Here is an 18,533-nt window from a genome sequence, read left to right as displayed (position 1 = left end):
GGAGCCCTGACCATCTGAATCATCGTCTGAATCTGAACCGGAGCCCTGACCATCTGAATCATCGTCTGAATCTGAATTCTGATTAGCCGATTGTTGTTGCTGTGGTGGTTGCGGTTGCTCTTTAGAAAGACGCTTTAATAAAAGCATAACCTCGATGGTTTCATCTATAGCAGCCACTGTTGAAGGTAATTTACCCCAATTAATCATCCGCTTTTCAATTTCATCAAAAATTGGAGAGTTTGGAGTGCCTAATTTCATCAGTAGATGTCGAGCATCATCACCAAGTTTCTTTAGGTGAGATTGCCCCTCAATTGCAATACCACGACCAGAATACAATAACCAAGCAAATAACAACCCAGCGGGGCCGTCACTTATTATTGGTTCCTGAAAATAACCCTCTTCGAGCAAGTCATAAGTCATTTTCTGAAATACCCAGTAGGCACCAGAAAACTCCTTCATACAAGCAGTCTCTACGCGACAATCTTCAATGATATTGTTGATTGATAAGAACGTGCTTGATTTACCCTTGAGGTGTTTCTCGAAGACTGAGAAGTCACTGAATCGTAAATGACCACCAGCTTCATGAGTAATTTTTGCTTCAACGAGTCGTGACCAAACTTCATCAGAGGGGTCACCAGCATTGATGTAAATATCTCTGCCATTCGTGTAGCAAGTTCGACGGTCAAAATAGATATTTACGTCAAATCGTGCGTGAATATCTGTAATAACTCGCATTGTGTTTTGAACTTCTTGAATTGAAGCCATAAGGTGTTCCTCCAAAAAATAGGATAGAGCTCCCAAAGGGAGCTCATTAGGTTAGGTAGGTGGGGTTAGCCGAACCAGAAGCCGGTTGTTGACGTTTCGCCAGTGACTTCTTCATAGGTAGGAGTACTATTGCCGCTGTCAGTATCAGTAGAAACTACTGAGTCCTTAATCGCGTCAATAATTCTCGGTTCAGATTCATCTGCGACTTCCATCACCGGCACAATGCCATTTAAGATGGAGCCACGTTCTGTAAGGTTATGTACCAATTTAACCGCGTAGGTCATATCAGAGCCTTCGATGTTCCCAGTTTTGGGTAAGGTATCGAACGCTTCATCAAGTTCATCAACCAATCGGTCAAACACAGTGTGTTGGAATGACATTGAGTAAACGTAATCACGAATAGCTCTTATTGGCTTGAAAGTTCGCTGAATCATTGAACTTTTACCAATAATTTTTTCATAAACAACAACAGCTTGCTCCGCGACGTTATCCAAAATCCCTTCCACGATGTAATCAACAGCTTCCTGTTGGTCATCATTGAAATAAGGTTTGAAGGCCATCGGCGGCAACACGTTGAATTGAAAACGTCTAAAGAAATCATCTTTAGGGGTCTTCAATGACTCAATAATTTCAGCCATATCAGGGTTAGCTTTCTTGTGTTCTTCAACTATGGTGTCATAGCGATTATCACGGTCAGCGACTTCTGAATAAAACTCAGCTTGAATTGCCTTGAGTTCAACGATTAGAGAGTCAAGTTCATCAACTGGAATCGCGGTAACGCGTCCATATCGGACACCTCGGGCTGCAATAGCGCGGCGTGCCTTAGTCTCCAATGTGTTCTTAAACTGCAACTCAGAACGAGGAAACCACTCAATACGGGCTTTACGAGCAATCTTTGAATTCACTTCCTTTTCGTCTAAGAGAGTTTTAGCATTCGCTAACGTTTTCTCTCCATCACGGCCAGAAGTAGTTACATCGATAATCACAAGCCCATTTTCGAGTCGATTAGCAAATTCGCCATCTTGTTGAGCCACTTGGTCAAGTTGATTTTGAGCTACTGTATCGATATCGAGAGTTTGGGTATCGTTGATGTCTTTCATAATTCCTCCAAGGAATAAAAATTGGAGGGACTGATCCCGGTCAGGGAATCTAGTCCCTGAAGGGGTTAGGTAGGTTTGTTAAGGAGTAGCGAACCTAAGTTCGTTTTTGCTGAAACAATTAATCTGTGTAAACTGATATTGCTTCTTCATTTTCTCTTTAACTTTTTTGTCGATGTAGTTACGCGCTAGTAACTCAGACTGATGGGTTTTACGATAGAAGTTAAGCTTTTGGCCTTTGGCTCCGTAAACAACCAGTGTGTCGGCACCAAGGCACGTATATCCCCAAAGCTTATTACTTCCATTGTCATTGCAATGATACATTTTGAACTTGATTGTACTGATATCTAGACCGTCTAAATCCGATCTTGGCAAATCAGCATCATCACACTCTGAATCATTGCTTGTTACTTTTTTGATTGCTCTTTCAACCAGGTATACGGTTGATCGAGAATATGACCATTCTTATCTTTGAACACTTGATCAATAATCTTTTCGATATCAGCTTTGTCACGAGTGTCGCAGCCATTCCAAAATACATTATTAAACGAAGCACGCAGTGGAGCTCTATCACCATTAATTTGAATGTAGTAGCACCAAGACAAAACCACACGAGTTGAAAAAGCCGTTCCAATACCAGATTTGGTTGTTCGATCTCGATTAGGACCTAACATTGCATCACGCATAGCATTAGCAAACTGGATTAACTTCTTAAGTAACTTCTTGTGGTCGAGTAAGAACGGAAATTTACCAATTACCACTTTCTCTTCTACTTCCGTGCGTAAATACGGAAAAGGCACAACGAATGAACGATTTCGAAAAGCCGTATCCCAACGTCGAGACGATGGATACAAACCAGAAATGTCCCCTTCTCCAGAAGTATTACCTAACGTTACAAAACGATAGTTCTGGTGTGGATAGATGATTTCTCCTGTGTCTTCAATAGACCAAGGTTTCGTCATCTCAGAAGGAAGGTGAAGTTTGGCAATAAAATCTAAAGACCCTTTATCACATTCATCAAGCAAAACACATTTTCCGTGTTTCATAGCGTCAGCGATAGGTCCATAAACATATTCCGTTTGACCGTTTGACAACACCCAGCGGCCTTGCATCTTCTCAGGGCGTAATGTCGGGTTAACAGACACCAGCACAGTTGGCCAATTAAGGCGAGCACAAAGCCAAAGCATGAAATCAGTTTTACCAGACCCCGTAGGACCAACCATATGCATGAAGTTAGGTCGTTGAGGTGAGCAAAACCAAGATATAACTTGGGAAAGTTGTTTTTCATCTGGAATATAACCTGCGATTTCGCGAGGTACATCTGGATGACGGTGTTTAGGGATCTGAATAACTGCCGTTACTGCTGCTGGGACAAACGGTTTGAACACGTCGGCCATACGAACAGTAATCATCTCTGAATAATCAATTTCTTCAACAGTAGAAGTTGGTTGGTTATTCGTGTCTACAGTAGTCACAGGGTTAGCATTAGACATAGTTAATTCCTCCAGGAATAAAGTGTGGGGTTAAATTAATATGGGTAGTTAATTAAGGGGTTAAGCTGTCTTGAGAAAGAAAGCTTTATTAGCATCTTCAAGTAGCATTTCTGCTTTATGAAGAAGTTTGGGGTTATTCAGTACCTGAGCCTTTCGAAGAAGGCGCAGAGCGCGCCTTTTTCGTGCTGCAGATACATTTTTCTGGTGAGAAAAATTCATATCCGCGTACCTCGAATTATTGCTGGTTATAAGCACGCTGACGGAAATTTCCGTTGCCTGCTTGTGGGCGGAATTGACGCTGTGTAGAGTCAGGTTGTTGTGCATTATTGGCATTCTGCTGTGGAGCATTCTGCTGTAGAGCATTATACGCTGGACCATTCTGTGGAGCGTTATTGTACGCAGGAGCATTTTGCTGCGGTGCGTTGTTATACGCAGGAGCATTTTGCTGTGGAGCGTTTTGCTGTGGTGCGTTGTTGTACGCAGATCCATTGTTTTGTGGGGCTTGATTCGCAGCTTTTAAGCTTTGAAGTTCGAACTTCTTAACCATACCAAGAACACGACTAACGCGGAATTCATGTCCAGTGACATTATTGCCGTTTTTGTCGGTGTAATCGTTAGTAGAGAGTTCAGTTTCGACCATTAAAGAATCACCTTTGTCTAAACCTTGTTTGAAGTTCTGATCAAAAGTTTTTTGTGAAATTGACAGGCGAGCCCAGTGGGTTTCATCTTGCCAATTTTGTTGCTCATCTTTAAATGAACGAGTTAATGCAATTGAAACATTGTACCAAGTACTGCCATTTGCATTTTTCTGTTCAATCGAACCAACATTGCCGCCAAGCGTAAAGTTACACAATGAAGGTAGTCCAAATTGATTAACAGAATTGCCATCAATTTCGCCTAACACATTATGAAGTTCATAATAAGTATGCGTAAGTTCGCTGTTATTGTTACCAGTGAATTTACACGTCTTAAGAGATACTTTACACACATAACCAACACCGACTGGAAACTCTAATTGCCCATGGGCAAAAAGTTGAATCTGGTTAGTACGTGACTGCATTTGGTTTTGACCGTCTACCCAAGAGGTAACTTGATCGGCCCAGATGGTCGTGTTGCCATTCTCAATTTGAGAACCAGTAACTACGAATGCGATAAGGCCATTGTTTGAACGGAAAGGTTTCATAATTAATTCCTCATTAATAAAATAACGTGGAACTATAGATAGAGTAATCCCCTAGTGGGATATCTATAGCCCACTTTAGGGTCAGGTTTATGACTTAAAAAAGTCACTGGGGACATAGAATAAATCTATGGGAGAATTGCTATTAGCTCTCCAACTAAGGGAGAAAAGTATCACTTTAAAAAAGTGAAAAAATTTCTCGGGTAAATCACCTATAGTAAACCCCAAGAACGGGAGACTTTTGTAAATTAAGCGCAGCTTTTTTAGTGTTTAACTTTTCCGTAAGCTAAGAAGCGTTCAAAAACTCATTTTTTAGCTGTTGCAGTTTTTCTGCCTGAGCTGCCGAATCTGGCTCTTCATTTCGCTGTTGTACGGCCAACTCAATTCGATCTGGAACCGCCTCTCTCAAAAATGACAACTGCTCTTTGAAGAAACACAGTCGCAAGTACTTCTCAGCTCTTGTTATCCCCACATACAACAAGCGACGCTCTTCCTCCCAATGCTTTTCGCCTAAACCATCTTTATCTGGTTGCGGAATTCTTTCATCTTGACAGCTCAATATCGCGACTTTCGGAAACTCTAGTCCTTTAGAGCCATGCAACGTAGCGATCACTACCTCATCTGTACCAATCTTTTCAGCCTTTTTAGCGTTTATTTTGGTTATCCGGTCATGAAACTGATCTGCGGCCTTAGCCAAACTGCCAAGTGACGCAGCTGTTTTGGTTAGGATGTCAGCCATCGCTCCAAGAGCCGCAGGAGAGTTCATATTTCGTTGCGCCATCACCATTGAAATGATCTTTCGTTGATACTCGGCGTTGACCGTTTTGCTTGGCTCTTTTGGGACACCTTCATGCATGAACATTTCAAAAATTGATTGGGTGTGGATTAGCAATGATTGGCTTTGGGTTAAGGTGGTTACCGTCCCAATAAAGTCGATTCCATTTGATTTAGCACTTTTCGCCATATCAATCATCACCTCATCTTCATGCATGTAAGCCAAGAAATCTTGTAGATACCGACTGTTACGGTGTGTCAGCATCCACATCAACTTGATATAACAAATTACATCGGCTGACTCAAAGAAGCTCTTACCGCCGAGGCGCTTAACTTTCACTTTATGTTTGGACAACTCCAGCTCAACTGTATCGATTTCTTTATTGGTTCTAGCCAGTACCGCCCACCCGCCTTGATCGGCAAGGATACCTTCAACAACACTTTCAACTTGATGGTCTTCATCCTTAAAACCATGACAATCGACAACACCGCCCTCCTCTACGTGTGACCTTAATTCTTTGGGAATTCGTTCTACATTGTGTTGAATTAAGTTGTTGGCCACATTCAGTATTGCTGGTGGACATCGATAACAAATTTTTAAGCTGTAGGCTTTCGCGTTTAGATCAGCTTGCATGTTACGGAAGTTATCGACCCCTCTTGCATTTCGAAAGGCATAGATTGATTGGTCATCGTCTCCAACAACCATGATGCAACAACCTCGTTTAGCGTGCTCGTAAAGAAACATATATTGGAGATCGTCGGAATCCTGAAACTCATCAGCACATATGTGAGTAACGCCTAAAGTTTCTGACAGTGGTCGAATTGTTCCATCTCGCAGACCATGAATAACGTCGCGAGATATCTGATTTAGGTCGACTTTGCCCTCTTTTCGCATGATGCTTTCATAAGCTGCAAAAAGTTTCAGTTTGATAGATGAGAATTCTGAGCGAGGTATAGTTAAATACTGTCCGATCGTACTTATCGTTTTCTCTGCTTCCTCATAACTCATCGCCACATGACAAGCACGCATCGCTCGCTCAATATAGATGTTTAAGTGTCCACCCATAACAATCGTTTTATATGAGTTCGTCTGACGCCAAAGCTGCACAGCCATAGAATGAAAAGTACTTGGAAATACACGAAGAGTCTGACTTCTTGGCATTGTCGACTTAAGCCTACGTTTTAAGTTGGTAGCCGCTGCATCTGTGAACGTCAGCATGGCAATTGCGTGTTGCTCAGAATCGGTAAGTACCCGTTCAGCATAACGCACTGACACTTCAGTTTTACCTGAACCGGGCAATGCAACAACCATGATATGGCCTTCCGCATTAACGCAAAGATGTTGATCTGGATTTAACATATACGTGACTCGTACTGCTTCATGGATTTGAATATGTACATCAGAGTAGGAGATTATTTAGCTACAAAGTTCAATTAACGAAGGAAATTCACTTTGTTACATCGTTTCGACATCCGTCACTAATTTTGAAAATAATCCGAAGCTTCCCCCCATTTCCCCCCGTTTTCCCCCGTTTTCATTGGCTGGTTTTGTGTATTTTTCGGCTCATGATGTATAAATGTAAGTAGATTTAATAAATACTCATACAGTTTCACTTGGCTAAGGAAGACAGAATTATGGACCTATTCAAAACAGCATCAGTCATTACCGCCGCTTTACTCTTGAATGCATGTGCGTCCAATAGTGCAAAATACGAAGTACCGGAATTAGGCACATCAAGTATCGCGCTCCAAGTTACCCGTTCAGCAGGAAGTGGAACGATCATCGAAGACCAAACCTTACCTAAAGGTGCAATTTCGGATGTGGGAATCGGTGGCTATGTGGGGTCTACGTTATTAGGGCTACCATTGGGCTCTATGGCAACGGGTTTCGGATTGGCCATCCTAGCGGATCAAAAGTACGGTTGGGATCGAAGAAACCTAGTTATGTACTTGGATGCTGATACTTATAGTGGCTTAGACGAGTATGAAATGTGTAAGGTTGTCATGTCTAAAATGGATGAGGTAATGGTTCCTTCATTCGACACACTTCAATCCTTTACCAAAAAACCATTGTCGCCAGATTCGAAGTTTTACGATGAAAGATACAATGGTGGTGAAAGCCTTTGTGTTGAAGGGTATCCACTTGATTCAAACGTGGACTCCCACGCAGCGATATATTTCAGAGGAGTGGACACTGCCTTCTTAGGGACGAGAGTCGGTGTACGGTCTATTTCGGAACCTTTCAGTACAGACGTGTTCGATGCTGACCTTAAAAAGCAGATCCCAGATACAAATGTCATCGCGGTCAGATTTACTTATTACAGTAGCCTGATAGCACACATGCAATACAGCGACGCTGAAACAACAGGCTTTGTAAATGCCAATGGCTTATCCACCAGCCCTTCTATTAAGCTCCCGACCGCTACTTTTATGAGTTTACCGATGAAGGAATATATCGCTGATTCTCAGTACATTCCTAACATCAATGCAGTGCGTAACAATGACACGGTGTACTATTTCGTTAAGCCGGTTGATGGACAGCAATTCAGTCAAAGTTTGTCAGAATATCACTCGACGGTCACTGAGATTCTTGAGCGAGCTAAAGACAAAAACTCGCATACGAAAGTTTCTACGCAGTAAGGAGCCCGAATATGGAACAATTCATGACAGTGGTTTTTAAGTTTAAAGAGGGGGCGTCCTTACCCAAGAAGTTGACACAAGCGTTCTGCGCGGATTCGAAGTATGAAGATGTTGAAATAACCGCTATCTCGTGCGACGACGAAATCAGTCGTGTTGAGCAACTAGAAGCAGACAGCTAAATAGTCAATATGAATACAAAGGGCTTACATTGTAAGCCCTTTTTCATGTTTCGAAGTCAGCAGTATCATTGATGGTTAGTTATCCGTGATATACGCCATGTACTTCTCTAGGCGGCACTCATAGAAATTAAGGTCATCGACCCACAGAGAAATCAGCTGTTCTTTGCCTTGGAATGGGGCGACAGAACGTAATTTCTCAAGTAGACCATTTTGTTCACTCTTTGGCGCACGAAGGGTAACGTTGATACCCGTTCCCCCTGTATTCGCCACCACGATAACTTTACCCCTTGTACAGTGACTTTGTAGTACTGCTAACCCAGCTTGTAATTCATTGAGTTGATTCATGCCATTTGTCCTTTATAAATGAAATCTAGTCGTCCAAAATCGATAACGGAGAGTCACACACTGGTGGTCTAGGGTAAACCGAGCAATCTAAGTTACCAGGCATTGCCGCATCATGCGTTTCTTTCAAGTTTGCATCAGCGTCAGTTGACTCGAATCGCGCTTGGTTAAGGTCCACAGGATTCAATGCATCATCATTGTTCGGCATCCAAGCTTGGCTCGACAGTGTATCGATATTTAAGTCATCATGTTCAACGGCTAACCCAGAGGCCATGATCAAGTTTTCCCATTCGGTTAAATCTATGGCGTCCCAATCCAACTCACTGACTTGTTCAAGCGTCATACCAGAACATTGTCCATTTCTAGGATCTAGGCTGATATTCAGTTGAGGCGCAGCCTGCTCCATGATGATACGCCCCAATGGACTTGGGTAGCAGCAATAGTGCTTCCGTTTTATCAGACAGCCGAAAGGGGTATCTTTATGGCAACTGGTAGAGGCATATATACATTGTTGTTGGTCAAGCTTCATACCCATGCCCATTTCGAGGTCGTCACATTCCGAAATCATCATTGCACCCAACTTAATCAGTTGATAGGCAGCATAAACGGCCATAATAGTTGCAAATGCGCCAGAGACAGCTGGGTTGAGTGACACTGTAGTAGTAGCAGTCGAACCGGTTCCCTCCGTCACAGTATCAAAGATCGCATCTCGGATTGCATCAGGCAGCAGGTCTGCGACCTTTTTCATCAATTCACCTTTAATTTCATCGAGCAAACTCTCTGTTGCGGCCTCAGCTGCGGCCTCCCCGACTTCACCCGTGATGTTACGTACAGCAAAATCCCAACCAGCGCTCACAGCATCGGTCACATAAGTTACGGTATTGGTAACAGGAGTTGGGTAACTAGATGCCCAGGAACCGAATCCGGCACCAGAGCTTGCCAACCCAGCCAGAGATTGTTCCATCGCATAGTGATGATAGACGCCTTTGATGTAATCGAAGATATTGGTTTGTCCTGCGGATAGCGTGCAGCAGTTAAAACCAAGCCCTGTCTGCTCGATACCGCAATATGACACTTCACCATTGAAGACTTTACAGGTGGAGACATCATCTGGATTTTCACATTCCATATTCGATTTAATGTCTTCCAGCATCTTGAACGTCGCCATTGCTTCCGCAAAGTCATCATTCATTTCAAGCTCTGAATAACGGCAATCTCCACCCACACACTGCATTTCACCCGTGCAAATGTCTTCCTCCATCGTGTACGAATAGTTTCCGTTTGTATAAGTGTTACATTCGTAGACTGACTCTTGGACGTAAGCTCGCCCCGTTATAGGGTCAACAAAGGCTGGGTTTTGTTCAATTAACGCACAATCGGCATTATTTCTGTAAGGCTCACAGCGATCCGGAATATTGGCGTTAAATTCAGTGAAAGAAGTGCAAACCCTCTCATTGCTTTCTGGCCAGTATGGTTGACCACAAATCTGTTGGTTCGGTAAAGGATTGCATTCGTAGTTGACAGCATTGGCCTTTAAACACGCTTTACCATCGCTCGTTTGGCCCGGACGAGGCACGTTAATAGGCAAACCGATTAAGAACTGATCATAATCATCGATATGCGCCGCTTCGGATTCCACACATTCCCATCCTCCGTAGCTACACATCATGCCTTGTTGTCCACCACTCTGATTCAGTGGATTACTACAGTCTGGATTAATGTAGATCTGATCGCCTTCGCTACCAAACACATCACACGTCGAAGGGTCTTGAATCCACCCAAGTTCAGCAGCACAACCTACAGGCGATTGTTCTATGAATTCTCGTGGGTCGATTGGATCCACGGTACGAACTAGGATGGTGGCTTTACCTTCCCCTCCACCACCAACACCGAGGCGCATTTTGAATTTGACAATACCGCGATTAGAAGCGCGAGCGGCTTCAAATTGGCCTGTTATATTGGTATTCGTTGTAAAGACTCGGCTAGAGCTGAATTCACAATTGGTATGCTGGTATGGAAAGCCAGTTTCGTCTACATATGGGTGCGCCCAATTGCCGTTTTCATCATAATCAGGGTATGTAGAACCGCTATTGCCAAACCAATACGACTTGGTAGGAACGTATTGATAAACGATTTCGTCATTAAGAGTAAACTGGATGACATCATCCACCCACACGCGTTCAAAGGTCACGGAGCTGATACGCACATCGTCTTCGAGTTCAAATTCAACAAAGTTAATTTTGTGGTAACACCCCATTCCGTGGTCATTTGTGCCGTTATTTGTAGGGTCACCTACCGTCAACCTGAAGGTATGAGAATCCAGAATTTCTACATCACCACTCCCCGAACGCTTTTTCAAAGGGTAAGTTGTGTGTCGCGTCAGTTCACACTTCATTAAGTTCGAACGATCGGGTTCCATGCATTCATTTTGCACTTTTCCGACATACTCCCTGTTTACTGAATACGTGTTTGTTTCAGTGGTGCAGGCACTATAAAAGTCAGAATCTGAATCTTCGAGGTTATTGGCTAAGTCTTTAAAGATGTTGTCAGCATCGACCATGATAGCGTCATCGGACTCTAGCTTTTGGTAATTGTCGTTATAGTTCAGTTTTAAGGTGTTGTATGCCTTAGCGTCATAATCTGACTCACTGCCAACTGTGTTGCTAGAAAATCTATCAGAGACACCTTGCCCTGAATCTCTGAGTTTGTTTTCATTTTGATAGGCTTGGTAAGCGTCGAATTGCCCTTCTGAACCAACACGCTCAACATCCAATCCAAACAATTCTGAGTTGCCTAGCGAGTTACCACCTACAGTAGCATTACCACCGCTGTAAGTAGGTGTTTGAAAGTTTCCGTATATCTCATCAAGTGACATATCCTGTGCGTAGGTCACCTTTGAGGTAGATGCATACAGCACACCGATAAAAGAAACATGAAAGATCTGAACCAGAAACGCGAACAAGCTAAAGTGAGTCAGTATTCGATTAAACATAACGCCCTGCCTTTTTCTCAAAACAAGATCAGGTTAATCCCGTAACACTTAAAAAATTTCAAATAGCGAGGGCATTTTGAGTTTTTGTTAAACGAATACAAAAAACCACCCGTTAGGGTGGCTCTCTAAAGTTACCTTAAGCAGCAATCATTCCAAGAATACAAAAGATAAACGAACGCTTCCCGACCAGGGACCAATCGCCCGTTCCCCCACTTAAGAACGCTGTCACCGAGTTTATGACAACAACCTGTTGATAGTGGAATTGAAGATCCTCCCCCACCTTTAGGTTGCGAGCTCGCCTCTCTTACTGGGTAAAGCATGGATGAACGATATTGTGTTTTTGGCAACATTGGCGCGTAGTTCGGTTCACAACTGTCTTGAATCATATGATTACCCATTGTCAGCTGTGCTTGCCCACGTCGGTGTAGAGTGGCCATCAAACGCGTGGTTAACAACGAAGTGCCACGTACCGGATCGTCACTGTACTGATTATTACCAGTCATTGGGTAAAGGTTCCCTGAACACCCAGCACAAAAATAGTTTTCAACCACCTCTCCACCAGCCAGTATTTGAGCGCAATCGGCTGTACAGATAGACGTCGCTATTGGGTTCGAAAAGATAACGGTTTCCGGAAACATCACGAACGCCAACAAATCATCTTGATACAACGGGTCGGCTTCGGAAAAGTACGCCAAATCCAATGTTGTCGCCCCATCATAGGTACAATCCGCATTGGCAAACATTTCAATCATTTGCATTACTGGGTAAACCCAATATTTATAGTGAAAAAAAGAAGTTTCTGTATCGTCAATCGCTGTTTCTGTTCGGCCTTGTCCAGCACGGGTATTATCGTCTGCCAAACGAACACCGAATGAAGGCATGCAGTATGGCGTTGGTGAAAAAGATACGATCCTTGATGGTTGGAAGAATCCGAGCGGTATACCCCATTCAGGGACACCTAGCTCATCAGCACACATGCAAAAAGGCTTGCTCGAAGCGGCACCTTTAGGCGCGTCCCCACCAATACCGGCTAGTCGAATTGGAAGTAAACAGCTCCAACACATACCGTCGATGACTGTACTCAAGATGTTGGCATCGGGACATAAGTCGCCTGCTTTGTCGTTATCCGCAGCCACAGAATATAAGCTCGCCATGCTTATCATTGTGGACATCAAACCAATCAAAAAGAACCTAATCATATGTTCCTCCCTTTAGTTCTTATTCACTTGCTCTATCACAACACCAGCAGCGTCAATACCTTGTTCTTTAATGTTGTTCACGGAATTCGAGAAGTTTGGGTTATCTTTCATTAGCTGATCTGCAGCATCAATGCTTGATTCAGTAATGTCCCTCACAGAGTTGGCTAGATTGGGCTGTGTATCAGCCAACCACACACCGAGAGCGACGCCGAAACCAATAAGTACGAGATTCTTAATCATGTTGTGTTTTCCTTAACTAGTTTGTTTTGGATTGATTGAACGGTGTAGGTTGGCCACCGTCAGCTACTTGTAGGTTGACCTGAGTGACTGTTTGCGCTGAATACTCATTTATCTGGAACATACCCTCATCGGTACTAATTAACCGAGTCGGGGTCACTTCCAAATCAAATCGATCGATGACTTCTTTAGTCAGGATGGTCACGTCATAGGTGAACTTCTTATTTAACTCAGATATGTGGTCAAACCCCCTATCCTTGTCGATACGTGTAGAAATGAGTTTCACTTTCCCGCGAGATTCATTGAGAGACATGTACTTTACAAACTCCACTTCCTGTTCGTCGGTCGCATCAAAGATAAACATGGTTAAATGTGCAGGTACTATGTCGTGGTTTTTAAGCGGCTTGAGGGGATTTATTAACTCTCCTTTCTTGGCCAGAATAAGACCATTCACCGCTTTCACATCAGCAGTGGCTATTACTGTTGGGTCAAAGTCGAACTCACGGTCTTTCGCGGCTGGTGGAAGAGTATGAAAACTGCGGTTATGCCAGTGGCGTGCTATTGCTTGTTTTTGTTCCGTTTCCCAATCCACGGCCCTCATTCTATTTTTTGACTCTTCAATGAAGCTTTTTTCTGCGATAGGAAATATGGACCCCATTTCACCAAGGAATACCTCGGAGCCGTCATAATCAGGGTTTGCTGCCGCGCTTTCCGTCTCGTTCTGTAAGTAGCTTGCGCTGATTAGACCTTTCACTTTCCCGACGAGTTTTGTGTTATCGGATAATTTGCGCTCATAAACCATCGTTGGAACTTGTTCAATGTTGAAACGCTCGAATGCCATTGGATCCATGTAAACAGCGGCTTTATTGATTCGTTTCAGTTTGTCTGGGTTCTCGGCATGCGTGCGTATGTCATCTTGAGCATTAGCCAGTTTGACCTTTAATTGCCACAAACCTTTAATCATATCTGGTACGCCCACGTCGCCAGGTCGTAAGCCGTTAAACACAACACGGCCTCCCCACTCTGCAGCGAGCTCTAGCACCTCTTTCATTTGGTGATCAGGCATTGAACTCGACACGAATATCCAAAAAACAGTGTTCGCTTCTTCATCGTCGTATTTGTTGTCTACTTTTTGACTTGGAGACGAAGGGTTAGGCTGCTCAATGCTTATCGAATCGAGATTATCAATTGTCAATGTGGAGGGATCGAATGCTAAGGGTTTTGGTTGTCCTTCATTGACAATGGAATTGGCTTGATACTGAGTTTGGTTATCATCGATAACATCTTGAAGGGCTCTGAAATTGATATCTGGCGTATCGTCCTTGCGATATTCGATAAGAGAGTCCGATTGGTCAGAAATAGTACTGTTCAACAACTTGGCGTGATCCGCCATTTGTTTCAGTTCTTTCATCATTTTAGGGTTCAAGTTACTTGCATCTAAAACTGCTTGAGTACCTTCAACTTCATGGGCGTTGGATATGATGTCGTTACTTCGTTGTACATTGTCCAGATCTTCTTGAGTGAGTTGTCCGTTAGCCAACGCGTAAGTCGCAATGAATGAAGTTAGTAACAAGACGTTGTGTGCCTTAGAGAAATGCATAGCCAACTCCGATAATTTGAGAGTGTTCAACTAAACCCCAGTATCTTGAATCAAAAGAGGTAGGTAGCGTGCCAAGAGCGAAATATTGACCTTCAGGGACAACGAAAGTTTTATTGAGGGTATCGAAGTCGATTTGGGCATAATTAATCATTCGACGAGCATCAGCCGCATAACGAATGACCTCCCCATCTTTGGTGGTCACGGTGACTCCATCCAAGTCAAAGGTCACGGTATCGCCAGCAACACCAGCTGCTATTTTCAAGAAATTGGTGCCATGTGCGAAATAAGGTTGTGCGTTAAGCGACAGGAAGGACATGAGTTGCCCACGCTTGGGGAAATGATTCTTAGAGTCGATGACAGCGGCCTTGATAGGTAAACAACCCAATGCTGTTGGGACCAATGAAATCTGATACCGACCACTAAGTAACAATACGGCCAACACTAAGCCAACGAGCGTGCCGAATATTTTGATATATGTGTACTGTGTAATGTTCATACGCCGCCATTATCGAAACATTGATAAACTGGATATACGTAATCTTCACACTTTATTTAGTCATAAAATCCAAATAGGCAGCCAAATATTGATGACTATTTGATCTATTTGCTGTGCTTTTAAAAAAATTGGGAATGATAAGTACAACACATCAAGAAATGCTAATATATGAAATCGAACGCATCAAAGACACTCGATGGTATGAAAAACACAAACTCTTTAACGTTGATTGACTCAACCTTAACCCATAACGCTCTGGTCGACTTAACAGCCGTATTAAAGCAAGCACTGTTGCAATCTGAACTCGCTCTACAGTCGTCATTAGAAGCCAACCAAACATTGATTGACCCTTACCCTGTCATCCCTCTGCGCATTCTGACTGAAGGCATACGTAGTGCTTACTATCAAAATACCGGATACTCAGCAGATACGTTTTTAAGCCCCTATGCTGATGAGTCCCCCACCGTTTACTACCGCTTATGCGTCCATACAAAACAATTGCTATCGGATATCGAAAAATACATAGAACAAAGTTCACCAATGGCTAAATAGTCAGCTGTAAGTTGTATAACCCTGTGAAATTTCATTCAGGGACTACTTTTATGAACACTCAAACATTTTCGCCTAGCAATCGACCAATTCAGAAACCACAAAACAACAATGCGCCATCAAGTGCGAATCTACATTCGGTCCCTGTAAATCAACAAAGATCGGCGCACCCCGAGCAACCTCAAAACAACCAAGCGTTTTCTAAAGCTACACCACCAGCGAATAACCCGCAAAATGCAGGACTAAAGCCGAACCCATTTAAAGCAAATAACCAAGAACCTGATCCGAATTCAATGCGCCAAATACGAGCTCATAGTTATAAAGTTCATGGCGGTAAAGCTGCTTTGGAAGTGAAGCCTGACGAAAAATTAAAGTCTAGCCAACAGGGTATTGTTGATGAAAATGGCGAACAAAATATTTTCTATACCATTCGTTTAGAAGCTGCCATTAGTAATAATTCAGGTGACCGCTCTTTCAATTGGAAAGATAAGGTCGCGATTCAACTCACAGACATCGAACTGCCATTGTTCATCGGGGTATGTTTCGGCTTTTACGAAAAGATTTATTTCGGTAATCATGGTGTGGGAGGTGAGAAATCATCGAAATTCTTTGGCGTAGAGCACCAAGGTTCAAAAGTCTTTTTTCAAGTAGGTCAGAAAGACAAACCGATCAGAGCCGTACCAGTCAATCTGCCACAAAGCATGCATATTGGATTAATGGCCCTAGAGATTTACTGCAAAAATTTTCCGGGAATAGATTCCAATACTGTGATGAACTCAATTTCCAATATGTGTGGAATGTACATTTCACAAAACAGAAAGGAGATAAGAGATAAAGCATAATATCGACTGTCTAAACGCACAAAAGCTCCACATTGGAGCTTCTGCGGAAGTAGTAATAACAATCGGTCACTTACCTTCACGAGTCTGAATGGGTGATCTTAAACGTTTTATCAAACACGCTGACCATCACGACGTTATCATGTTGATACACGTACATCGCGTTCCCAGGTAGTTCTTTCTTCCCCTTATATTCAAGCAACCTTGTGTGCTTGTATGACCCTTTAGTTGTCAAATCAAATAGCACAACGCCTATTCGTTCACCTGAACTTGTCTTTGTTTTAGTAAAACCGAGAACGTAGGGTTTGTTATCTATGGAAATGGCCGTGTCGATATACAGTTCATCAAATTGATTTGTCACCCCATGTGGAAACGTTTGAGTTTTCCATTCGCGCCGTCCTTCATACCCTTCTTTGTAAATGGGAGCTTCGATGTAGTGAAATGAGTTGGGTTGTCCAGATGACGCAATGACTGTCACCTTTTCTCCACTCGTTACTACGGTTGCGTTGTCTTTATGCTCGGCTAAGAAGGCATAGTCGTACCCACTTAACCTTGAGTAGTCCATCGCGGCGTGCCTGATGACATACAAGGACTCCTTCCCATGATTGAGGCTCATCAATACGTATCGACTGGATATACGCTTAGGGTCGGTCAAATGAACTTCACCATCGATGATAGGCGCTTCGTATGACTTGCGATTGAATTCATTCAATGACAGTGGTGTTGCTGCCTTGAAATATTCACTCTCATTTTCATGTCCATGCACGGCGCCATAATTAGTTTTCATTGGTGGACAATACGCAGCATTTTCCGGCTCGCTCGAACAACCTGCAATGATGAAGACACTCGCAATTAGACCATAAAGGGGGTAACGGGATTTATTCATTGTATCGTCCTTTTTGATAACACTCAGAGCATTGTATTTAGACGGTCTTCATCTTTTCTCAAATAGAGAGGCGATTTTTACTTATTAATTAAGTTTCTTTTGCTAAACAACCAATCTTTCTGGTGTATACTAATTTTGAACGAGTGAATGACATAAGTTTATTCTTAGTTCCTCCATACAAATCCGTCTGGAAGGGGTTCCAGAAGGTCAATCCTCGGATTGAAGTCTTGCAGGAGAGGTCTTGCGAGCACAAGTCTCTTGGAAGGGGTTTCAAGAGCGAGAATGGGCTCATTACGAGCCCTTTTCTTTTTTCAAAGCACCATCGTCAATCAATCACCGTAATTTCTTCCTTTATTTGAATTCCTGTTAAGTCACTCTTGATAACATCAATCTAATTCACTTTGATTTAAATAGGTCAAGTATGAAATTTCGATTATGTTTTCTTTCAATTTGTCTTACCGCTTCTGGGTTAGCGCATTCAGCAATCGAGGGGTTCGAGTTCACCGATACACTCGGCATATCCAAGCTTGTAAAAACGAACACTGCCGAATCCACGTTAATTAATAACGTCGGCCAATTAGGGGTTCATGTTAGTGCGGGATTAGATCGTCGCATCCGAGTCAATATTCTTCAGAACGGCGTTGCTGTGACCAACAGCACGGGTAACGTGATCACGGTCAATGATTCACAGTCTCCATTCAATAGTGAGTATTTCGGTTCATTACTTAACGTTTCTATTCCCTCAGAAGGCAGTTTTACCGTTCAGGCGCAAACGCTGTCACTAGATGGAGAGGTGGTTAATTCAGAAACCACGAACATCATTAGGGATGTCACGCCACCAGCCTCTGATGATATGTCAGTAAAATACATGTATGGCGGCTATGTAAACTCAATGCTGCCTGCCGGAAGCTGGTATTTATCAGCTCAAATGGGTTCCTATACCTCAACCATCGTTGAAGTCAAAAATGTCTCCGATACATCGGGCATTGATAACATTGAGATGGAAACCTTCACCTTCGACGCCGAAGACAATCGTATTCCATATAAATCGAACAGCCTTGCCTACACTGAGTCAAAACTATCTGCTGAAATAAACCTTTCAGCGAACTCTACTCTATTCCCAGTTGGTAATGCGATTGATCGATTCCAAACGCGAACAAAGATTTCGGACAAGGCCGGTAATGTCACCTATACCGCCTATCAAGATGTGTATTGGGACTCGTTACGAACGGACACACTAGAGGCTGATGCTTGCAACATAAGTC

General features: G+C 43.0%; 18 protein-coding genes. 5 read left to right on the top strand and 13 right to left on the bottom strand.

Going from position 1 to position 18,533, the window contains the following annotated elements; all coding sequences use genetic code 11:
* The 6 genes from AB4263_RS21265 to AB4263_RS21240 form a co-directional block, all read right to left on the bottom strand.
* Positions 1 to 765 (bottom strand): hypothetical protein (locus tag AB4263_RS21265; RefSeq protein ID WP_372098859.1); only part of this gene is annotated, 765 nt, incomplete at its 3' end.
* A 65-nt stretch (positions 766 to 830) separates the two neighbouring features.
* Positions 831 to 1,865, bottom strand: a complete 1,035-nt coding sequence (locus AB4263_RS21260) for a DUF3150 domain-containing protein (RefSeq protein WP_372098858.1) — start codon at positions 1,863 to 1,865, stop codon at positions 831 to 833.
* A 404-nt stretch (positions 1,866 to 2,269) separates the two neighbouring features.
* On the bottom strand, positions 2,270 to 3,355 hold the full coding sequence (locus AB4263_RS21255; protein WP_372050651.1) for an AAA family ATPase: 1,086 nt from the start codon (positions 3,353 to 3,355) through the stop codon (positions 2,270 to 2,272).
* 60 nt (positions 3,356 to 3,415) lie between these two features.
* The gene (locus AB4263_RS21250) at positions 3,416 to 3,574 is read right to left on the bottom strand and encodes a hypothetical protein (RefSeq protein ID WP_154723760.1); all 159 of its coding nucleotides are present in this window, start codon (positions 3,572 to 3,574) and stop codon (positions 3,416 to 3,418) included.
* 16 nt (positions 3,575 to 3,590) lie between these two features.
* Entirely contained in the window at positions 3,591 to 4,538 is a 948-nt protein-coding gene (locus AB4263_RS21245) for a single-stranded DNA-binding protein (RefSeq protein WP_372083463.1), read from the bottom strand.
* Positions 4,539 to 4,821: 283 nt separating this feature from the next.
* Positions 4,822 to 6,669 (bottom strand): ATP-dependent helicase, encoded by a 1,848-nt coding sequence (locus AB4263_RS21240; RefSeq protein ID WP_102367669.1) that lies wholly within the window; start codon positions 6,667 to 6,669, stop codon positions 4,822 to 4,824.
* A 275-nt stretch (positions 6,670 to 6,944) separates the two neighbouring features.
* Here AB4263_RS21240 and AB4263_RS21235 point away from each other — a divergent pair, with 275 nt between their 5' ends.
* A complete protein-coding gene (locus tag AB4263_RS21235; RefSeq protein ID WP_372083462.1) occupies positions 6,945 to 7,949 on the top strand; it encodes a hypothetical protein in 1,005 nt (334 codons plus the stop codon).
* Between the two features lie 11 nt (positions 7,950 to 7,960).
* Positions 7,961 to 8,128, top strand: coding sequence for a hypothetical protein (locus AB4263_RS21230; protein WP_165919345.1), 168 nt, complete (start codon positions 7,961 to 7,963; stop codon positions 8,126 to 8,128).
* A gap of 75 nt (positions 8,129 to 8,203) precedes the next feature.
* On the opposite strand, the gene AB4263_RS21225 is transcribed toward AB4263_RS21230, so the two are convergent.
* The 6 genes from AB4263_RS21225 to AB4263_RS21200 form a co-directional block, all read right to left on the bottom strand.
* The gene (locus AB4263_RS21225) at positions 8,204 to 8,473 is read right to left on the bottom strand and encodes a hypothetical protein (RefSeq protein ID WP_372098857.1); all 270 of its coding nucleotides are present in this window, start codon (positions 8,471 to 8,473) and stop codon (positions 8,204 to 8,206) included.
* A gap of 25 nt (positions 8,474 to 8,498) precedes the next feature.
* Positions 8,499 to 11,462 (bottom strand): conjugal transfer protein TraN, encoded by a 2,964-nt coding sequence (traN, locus tag AB4263_RS21220; protein ID WP_372098856.1) that lies wholly within the window; start codon positions 11,460 to 11,462, stop codon positions 8,499 to 8,501.
* A gap of 131 nt (positions 11,463 to 11,593) precedes the next feature.
* On the bottom strand, positions 11,594 to 12,661 hold the full coding sequence (locus AB4263_RS21215; protein ID WP_081230309.1) for a TraU family protein: 1,068 nt from the start codon (positions 12,659 to 12,661) through the stop codon (positions 11,594 to 11,596).
* 12 nt (positions 12,662 to 12,673) lie between these two features.
* Complete coding sequence (locus AB4263_RS21210) at positions 12,674 to 12,901, bottom strand: hypothetical protein (RefSeq protein WP_081230308.1); 228 nt, start codon at positions 12,899 to 12,901, stop codon at positions 12,674 to 12,676.
* A gap of 16 nt (positions 12,902 to 12,917) precedes the next feature.
* Entirely contained in the window at positions 12,918 to 14,498 is a 1,581-nt protein-coding gene (locus AB4263_RS21205; protein WP_136987065.1) for a TrbC family F-type conjugative pilus assembly protein, read from the bottom strand.
* Positions 14,485 to 14,994, bottom strand: coding sequence for a S26 family signal peptidase (locus AB4263_RS21200; RefSeq protein WP_086714935.1), 510 nt, complete (start codon positions 14,992 to 14,994; stop codon positions 14,485 to 14,487). Before AB4263_RS21200 ends, AB4263_RS21205 begins: the two co-directional genes overlap by 14 nt.
* A gap of 201 nt (positions 14,995 to 15,195) precedes the next feature.
* On the opposite strand from AB4263_RS21200, the gene AB4263_RS21195 reads away from it, so the two are divergent.
* Both AB4263_RS21195 and AB4263_RS21190 read left to right on the top strand, forming a co-directional pair.
* On the top strand, positions 15,196 to 15,546 hold the full coding sequence (locus AB4263_RS21195; RefSeq protein ID WP_372098855.1) for a hypothetical protein: 351 nt from the start codon (positions 15,196 to 15,198) through the stop codon (positions 15,544 to 15,546).
* Between the two features lie 50 nt (positions 15,547 to 15,596).
* The gene (locus AB4263_RS21190; protein WP_372098854.1) at positions 15,597 to 16,385 is read left to right on the top strand and encodes a hypothetical protein; all 789 of its coding nucleotides are present in this window, start codon (positions 15,597 to 15,599) and stop codon (positions 16,383 to 16,385) included.
* A gap of 76 nt (positions 16,386 to 16,461) precedes the next feature.
* Here AB4263_RS21190 and AB4263_RS21185 read toward each other — a convergent pair whose 3' ends face one another.
* Positions 16,462 to 17,268 (bottom strand): hypothetical protein, encoded by an 807-nt coding sequence (locus AB4263_RS21185; RefSeq protein WP_372050663.1) that lies wholly within the window; start codon positions 17,266 to 17,268, stop codon positions 16,462 to 16,464.
* A 421-nt stretch (positions 17,269 to 17,689) separates the two neighbouring features.
* Here AB4263_RS21185 and AB4263_RS21180 point away from each other — a divergent pair.
* The coding region (locus tag AB4263_RS21180; RefSeq protein WP_372098853.1) for an Ig-like domain repeat protein at positions 17,690 to 18,533 on the top strand (844 nt) is incomplete at its 3' end.

The sequence above is a fragment of the Vibrio sp. 10N.261.55.C5 genome, from assembly GCF_041470505.1.
Classification (GTDB): Bacteria; Pseudomonadota; Gammaproteobacteria; order Enterobacterales; family Vibrionaceae; genus Vibrio; species Vibrio crassostreae_C.
This window is presented reverse-complemented; position numbering and strand designations above follow the sequence as displayed.